This is a genomic window from Microcystis sp. LEGE 08355 (genome assembly GCF_015207185.1).
Taxonomy (GTDB): Bacteria; Cyanobacteriota; Cyanobacteriia; order Cyanobacteriales; family Microcystaceae; genus Microcystis; species Microcystis panniformis.
This window is the reverse complement of record NZ_JADEXI010000261.1, coordinates 1-6,247: the sequence shown is the minus strand read 5'-3', so window position 1 is coordinate 6,247 and position 6,247 is coordinate 1. Positions and strand designations below refer to the sequence as shown.

At 45.0% G+C, this 6,247-nt stretch carries 8 protein-coding genes; 5 read left to right on the top strand and 3 right to left on the bottom strand.

The annotated features are described in order from the left end of the window. The 3 genes from IQ242_RS13895 to IQ242_RS13885 form a co-directional block, all read left to right on the top strand. The coding region (locus IQ242_RS13895; protein ID WP_193960372.1) for a transposase at window positions 1-220 on the top strand (220 nt) is incomplete at its 5' end. Next, window positions 221-406, top strand: a complete 186-nt coding sequence (locus tag IQ242_RS26190; protein ID WP_228020989.1) for a hypothetical protein — start codon at window positions 221-223, stop codon at window positions 404-406. Next, entirely contained in the window at window positions 384-884 is a 501-nt protein-coding gene (locus IQ242_RS13885; RefSeq protein ID WP_193960371.1) for a hypothetical protein, read from the top strand. Before IQ242_RS26190 ends, IQ242_RS13885 begins: the two co-directional genes overlap by 23 nt. 186 nt (window positions 885-1,070) lie before the next feature. Here IQ242_RS13885 and plsY read toward each other — a convergent pair whose 3' ends face one another. From plsY to IQ242_RS13870, 3 genes are all read right to left on the bottom strand, one after another. Beyond that, the gene (gene plsY, locus IQ242_RS13880) at window positions 1,071-1,727 is read right to left on the bottom strand and encodes a glycerol-3-phosphate 1-O-acyltransferase PlsY (RefSeq protein WP_193960370.1); all 657 of its coding nucleotides are present in this window, start codon (window positions 1,725-1,727) and stop codon (window positions 1,071-1,073) included. A 69-nt stretch (window positions 1,728-1,796) separates the two neighbouring features. Then, the gene (gene fabG, locus IQ242_RS13875) at window positions 1,797-2,492 is read right to left on the bottom strand and encodes a 3-oxoacyl-ACP reductase FabG (RefSeq protein ID WP_193960369.1); all 696 of its coding nucleotides are present in this window, start codon (window positions 2,490-2,492) and stop codon (window positions 1,797-1,799) included. Window positions 2,493-2,576: 84 nt separating this feature from the next. Then, window positions 2,577-3,602 (bottom strand): ABC transporter ATP-binding protein, encoded by a 1,026-nt coding sequence (locus tag IQ242_RS13870; RefSeq protein ID WP_193960368.1) that lies wholly within the window; start codon window positions 3,600-3,602, stop codon window positions 2,577-2,579. 446 nt (window positions 3,603-4,048) lie between these two features. Between IQ242_RS13870 and IQ242_RS13865 the strand changes: the two genes are divergently transcribed. Both IQ242_RS13865 and lpxD read left to right on the top strand, forming a co-directional pair. Continuing rightward, window positions 4,049-4,933, top strand: coding sequence for an all3515 family Zur-repressed PEP-CTERM protein (locus tag IQ242_RS13865; RefSeq protein WP_193960367.1), 885 nt, complete (start codon window positions 4,049-4,051; stop codon window positions 4,931-4,933). Between the two features lie 191 nt (window positions 4,934-5,124). Next, a complete protein-coding gene (lpxD, locus tag IQ242_RS13860) occupies window positions 5,125-6,156 on the top strand; it encodes a UDP-3-O-(3-hydroxymyristoyl)glucosamine N-acyltransferase (protein WP_193960366.1) in 1,032 nt (343 codons plus the stop codon). Window positions 6,157-6,247 lie beyond the last annotated feature (91 nt).

Below are 6,247 nucleotides of genomic sequence, written 5' to 3'. Positions count from 1 at the left end.
AAGAGACAGTATTAGGCTAGAGTTTTTACCAGCTTATAGTCCAGATTACCACCTAATAGAATTATTGTGGCATTCCGCTAAAGAATACATAGCTAATCGAGAATTTGAAAATAAAGAAGAACTAGAAAAAGTAGTCAATCAGCTTTTAAATGAAGGGGGATTGATTATTAAATGGAGTAGAAAACTTAAAAATAAGGGTAATGCTGTCAATGTAACTTAAATGCGTAAAAGCTTAAAACCCCACACCCCACACCCCACACCCTGCCCCCAGGAAAAACTTTTTCAGCAAACCCTAATTAGCGATCGCTGGATTGATTTAAAGCCTATAGAAGACTTAGAACCTCATTTTCTTAACAGAGTTTTGCAAACAGGAGAATGTCTTTATGCGTCCGATGAGTGCCAGTGAATTACCAGAAATCGCCCTTGATATTGCCCCTGAAGTTAATAGATTAAATCGGCTAGAAAGCCAAATGCGTTTAGTTCAAGCGGAAATGCTAACCAACCCGGCACTAGCCGATATTTGTGCCGAAAGTTTAGCCCTAAAACTCGATAACTTCTATACAGGATGTGAACGAATTTTTCAAATTATCGCTTCTGAGTTAAATGGTGGCTTACCATCTAGTTATGACTGGCATAGAAGGCTATTAAATCGTATGAGCAAACCTCAAGATTATCGTCCTGCTGTATTACGAGAAGATACCGTGCATAAACTTAATGAATACCTAAGCTTTCGGCACGTTGTTCGCAATATCTACGGTTTTGAATTGGAAAAACAAAAACTAGAAAATCTGGTTAATAACTCTTATAATACATGGCTACAAGTTCAAGAAGATGTTAATAGTTTTATCCTGTGGTTAAAAACCACAGCAGACAGTCTTAATTAAACCTCAAAGACAAGATTGCTTGTTGAGATGGGGAAAGAGGCAACACCCCCCCAACCCTACCCGACGTCGGGGGGAGATTTAGCTAATCTAAGGATAGGCGGTTAAAATGCGTCTTAGCCTATTCATAAAAGAACTGATGAGCCGTCAACTTCATTTCACAGTGGTTATTCTGACTTGAGAAAGTTATTAACTTACTTCCGATGATTGCTGTACTTTCTGACCTATTTTTGGTTCCGTCCCTGCCAACAATCTTTTAATATTACCCTGATGACGAACAATCACATAGATTCCCCCCATCAAACTAAATAAAATATAGGGGAGAGGTTGACCTAAAATAACCATTAAAATATTCACCACCAGCGCCCCGATAATCGAACCTAAAGAAACAATCCGGAAAAGTGCCAGAATAACCAAAAAACTCGCCAAAGTTCCGCCGGCCACTAGGGGATTCATCACCAATAAAACCCCTAAACTGGTGGCGACGGATTTACCACCGCTAAAATTCAAGAAAATCGATTTACTATGACCGATGACTGCCCCCAATGCTGCCCCGATAATTAACCAATAATACCAACTTTCTGGGAGAGGATTGACATCAATAAAATATAGTCCTCGTACCAGGGCCACCGCCACCATTCCCTTTAACATATCAATTAATAACACCGTCGCCCCGGCAGTTTTTCCCAGAGTTCTCAACACATTGGTGGCCCCAGTGGAACCGGAACCATAGTCACGAATATCGATACCTTTGCTGTATTTACCGATTAAATAACCCGTGGGAATCGAACCGAGCAGATAGGATAAAAGTAAGATAGTAAGACTGATAAGAATCGGAATAAGCATAAATTAAGCCCAATTTTTAGCAAGAGCGAGCGCCGTTATCAGTGTATCAGCCTGAAGACAAAAAACCACTCACAGGGAACCATAGACGGGAATTGCCGCCCCGCGCAAGTCCTTAGCTCCTTCCCCTGCCAGAAAACAGATCACCTCGGCTAGAGATTGGGGACTTACCCAGTCCTTGGCATTTGCCTCTCCCATCGCTTCCCGGTTGCCCGGAGTATCGATAACACTTGGCAAAACCACGTTAGCGGTAATATTAGTCTGTTTGGTTTCTTCTGCGATCGCTTGGGTTAAAGCCACTACCGCCGCTTTCGAGGCACAATAGGCGGCCAAATTTGCCCCCGGTTGTACGGCACCACGAGAACCGATAGTGACGATACGACCATAATTATGAAGTTTCATCGAGCGTAAACAGTGTTTACACAGTAAAAAAGTGCTATGGAGGTTTAAATCGAACATTTTTAGCCAATCTTCATAGCTAAACTCCTCCGTCGCCCCCATGGTAAAACCCCCGACTAGATGAATTAAGACATCGACCCGACCGAGATCATCAATTAATCTAGCCACGGCAGTTTCTTGGGTTAAATCCACCCTGACAAAGCGAATACGCTCAAATTCCGCCGCACTCAGCCGAGATTTCCGACGACCTACCTCCCTTTCCTCCCGATAGGTCATGGTTAGATGACCGCCATGGTGTAAAACCGCCGGAGTGACTCCTAAACCCAGTCCTCCCGTACCGCCGGTCAGCAATACCCGTTTATCTTTCATAATGATTGATATATAATTGATCGCTCCATTGAGATAGATGATTTAACCGGGCAATTGGGCAATATTACAGCTTTTCTCGCCGGACTAGGATTCCTTCATCGCTTGTTTTTTCTCCGCCTTGAGGTCGCGACTGCTGGCGGCGGCAATTTCCGCATCCATCAGGGTGCGTCCGGTGGCCGCCAGATAGACATCATCGAGACTAGGACGGGATTGGGCCATGCTAAACACGGGTAATCCCGATTCGGCTAGGGTTTGCTCAATTTTGCTTAAAGGATTGCTATTCGCCGCCACGATGAGATTAAGGGAGTTACCCTGGGCGGTATTGACGATCACTTCCTCGACAAAAGGCAGACGGGATAATAACTCTTTCGCTTTTAGGGCCTCTTCCTCTGGGGAAAATTCTCGCACTTTTAGGGTAATGCGATCGCCGCCCAGTTGCTCCTTCAGTTGTGAGGGGGTACCGTGAGCGATGACGATACCATTGTCGATAATTGCCAAGTTATCGGCCAAGGCGTCAATTTCTTCGAGATAATGGCTGGTAATTAATACACTGGTTCCGGCCGCCCGCAATTGTCGCAGAAAATCCCAGACAATCAAACGACTTTCGATATCGAGTCCCACAGTCGGTTCATCCAGCACCAAAACTTCCGGCTGATGCAGTAATCCCGCCGCTAAATCCAGCCGTTTTTTGATGCCGCCGGAATAGGTTCCTGTTTTTTTGTCGGCGTATTCCTCTAATCCTAAAAGATTTATTAATTCTTTGATGCGCTCTCTTGACTTTTGAGCAGGAATGTGATATAGAGCCGCTTGTAGTTGCAACAGTTCCCGGCCGGTGAGCATTTTATCGAGGGCGACTTCTTGGGCAACGTAACCCAGGCGTTTACGGGCGGATTTGGGGTTATTCAGGGCATCGACACCCCCCACCTCGATTTTGCCGCCATCGGGTTTAGCAAGGGTGCAAAGACAGCGAATCGTGGTGGTTTTCCCCGCACCATTGGGACCTAGTAAACCGAAGATTTCTGCCGCTGCCACGGTAAAGGAGATATCTTTAACCGCTGCTGTCTGACCGTAGGATTTTTTTAACTTTTTGATCGCCACCGCAAGGGTCATAAGCTGATTTTCGCCGACTTGAGCGAGACAATTTTTTTGTTAACTTTCTTGGTCTATTTTAACCCACATTCCCCACTGCAAAATCTAGTACAGCTTTGTTTATAGCGTTTTTCAGTCTGCTGAGGTACAAAAGGGTTTTAGGCAAAAGGCAAGAGGCAGAAGGCAAAAGGGAAGAAAAATAGGTGTACCTCACTAGCTTAGGAAACGCTATATCTTTTTTGATCAAGATAAACTTTGACGGGATTTGGCCTCATCCCCAGAGGACCCGCTGCTGTTCTGGCGTTGCCTGTTCCTTGATCCACCTCGACCCCTTTAGATGCTCGGGCAACTTATTGGGACAGCATTGTTCACGTTAACTTAAATTAACTTTGTTGGCAAAAGTGAATCGGAACAAGGGTTTTTTGCTAGAATGATAATGATTATCGTTCTAATTAAGGAGAGAAATCATGGTTCTACAGGTCTCTAGGGTAGGATTAGTTTGTGCTGGCAAGAAAATAAGCGAAAAAAGCCCAAAATCTCCATTTATCGCCGTTAGCTTCATTTTATCGCTTTCTTTCGCCCTGGTAACTCTGGCTAAGGCTGAAGAGCCTGCCATTGGTCAGAGTTTGCCCGAATTTTATATCGGGGTGGATAATCAAATCACCTTAACTCGGGGCATCTATGAGGGATTAGCCAATCCTAACTATAACCGGTTAACTCTTCTGGTTGCTCACCGAGAGGGAAACCCTCATTTTCACGGTATCGGCACTTACAGTTATTCCGGCCCGTCTGGTAACCCGGTAGTTAATCCCACTAACACCAATAATCGCATTCCTGAGACTTCTACAGGATTGCCTCCTCTCTCCTTAATTGCAGGACAAGGAATTTTTCAGAATAGTTTTGTTAGTGCTGCCACTGGGGAGGAATATAGCAATCTACTGATGCAATCAGTGGCAACTATTAATAATTCCTCTGACTTGGGAGAACAAGCTCTTTTTAACAGTTCTGGGGGACGGTGGAATCGGTCTTTAGGTAATGCCAACCTATCCTTACAACTGTTAGAGATTAGTGATGGATTAACGGTAGCTAACTCTTTAGGAGAGACAATTTTAGCTAATGCTGGAGATATTTATGCGATCGGGACTGGTGATAACTTCTCCTTTTTACCGAAGTTTCTTGCCTCTCGACCGGGAAAATATTCAGCCAGTTTTAAGCTGGTAGATCTTAGCCTTTCTTGGGGAGATTCAGGAATTTTCAACCTAGATTTTCAAACAGTTCCCGAACCATCAACTCTGATCGCCTTAATACTGTTTGGGTCAATTTTATTAACTCGATCGAGTAGTAAAAACTAAAACCAATCGGTTTTGGAGAGAGCCAACTTATCTCCAAAACCGCTCCAGATCGACATCGGCTTTGTTGAAATGGAAAACAGGAATTATTCCCTAAAAAACTAGCAACTTTTTTGACTATAATAACGACAAGATTATCAGTATAGTTTTAAACTATCCTAGGATAAGCCCTATCTTGATCGCAATATATATTTATGAAATTTAGTGAAATTGCCCAAAAATTAAGCCCTTTAGTCTCTGCTCACAGTTTAACTGCCTATCCCGACAGAAATCCCCAAATTAAAGCCATAACTCCCATCGAAGCCGCCCTAGTCGATACCATTAGCTATATCGAAGGGGGAAAATTTGCTGCCTTTGTCGCCAAAACTGAGGCTACTGCCCTAATTCTGCCCCTGGATGCCAATTTACAACAACAGGCCGACGAACGCGGCATCCCTTGGTTAGCTAGTGCCAATCCCCGACTTTTATTCGCCCACGCCATCAAATTATTCTATCAACCCTTTCAGCCCCAACCCTACATTCACGCCACCGCCGTGGTGCATCCATCGGCTAAAATCGGCCATAAAGTTGCCATCGGGGCCCATGCTGTGGTGGAAGCGAATGTCACCCTCGGTGATGGGGTGTGCATTCATCCTAACGCCGTTATTTACCCCGGGGTGCATATTGGTGATCGCACAATTCTCCACGCTAACTGTACCATTCACGAACGGGTACAAATCGGCAATGATTGCGTTATCCACAGTGGTGCTGTTATTGGTGCGGAGGGCTTCGGTTTTGTGCCAGTTCCCGAAGGCTGGTTTAAGATGGAACAATCGGGTATCGTGGTCTTAGAAGATGGGGTAGAAATTGGCTGTAATAGCACGGTTGATCGCCCGGCAGTGGGAGAAACCCGCATCGGTAGCCAGACTAAGATCGATAATCTCGTCCATATTGCCCATAATTGCCAAATTGGCCAAGCTTGCGCCCTAGCAGGACAGGTGGGCATGGCAGGAGGCGTAAAATTGGGCAATCGCGTTATTTTAGCAGGACAGGTGGGCATTGCCAATCAAGCCGTGATCGGGGATGGTGCGATCGCAACCGCCCAAACTGGCATTCACAACGATATCGGAGCAGGAGAAGTGGTTTCCGGCGCTCCCGCTATGCCGCATAAGTTATTTCTCAAGGTAGCAGCTGCTTACAAGCGTTTACCCGAAATCTATCAAGCGGTTAAGCAGTTGAAAAAATAGCCCTATTCAGGGGACAGGAGACAGGAGACAGGAGACAGGAGATTATTTTTATTTATTCTCCCTTCTCCCCACTTCCCCACTTCCCCACTTC

Excerpts from the sequence above, each read along its gene's own strand:
- IQ242_RS26190 (WP_228020989.1), top strand. The coding sequence starts at position 221 with ATGCGTAAAAGCTTAAAACCCCACACCCCACACCCCACACCCTGCCCC.
- IQ242_RS13885 (WP_193960371.1), top strand. The coding sequence starts at position 384 with ATGCGTCCGATGAGTGCCAGTGAATTACCAGAAATCGCCCTTGATATT.
- plsY (WP_193960370.1), bottom strand. The coding sequence starts at position 1,727 with ATGCTTATTCCGATTCTTATCAGTCTTACTATCTTACTTTTATCCTAT.
- fabG (WP_193960369.1), bottom strand. The coding sequence starts at position 2,492 with ATGAAAGATAAACGGGTATTGCTGACCGGCGGTACGGGAGGACTGGGT.
- IQ242_RS13870 (WP_193960368.1), bottom strand. The coding sequence starts at position 3,602 with ATGACCCTTGCGGTGGCGATCAAAAAGTTAAAAAAATCCTACGGTCAG.
- IQ242_RS13865 (WP_193960367.1), top strand. The coding sequence starts at position 4,049 with ATGGTTCTACAGGTCTCTAGGGTAGGATTAGTTTGTGCTGGCAAGAAA.
- lpxD (WP_193960366.1), top strand. The coding sequence starts at position 5,125 with ATGAAATTTAGTGAAATTGCCCAAAAATTAAGCCCTTTAGTCTCTGCT.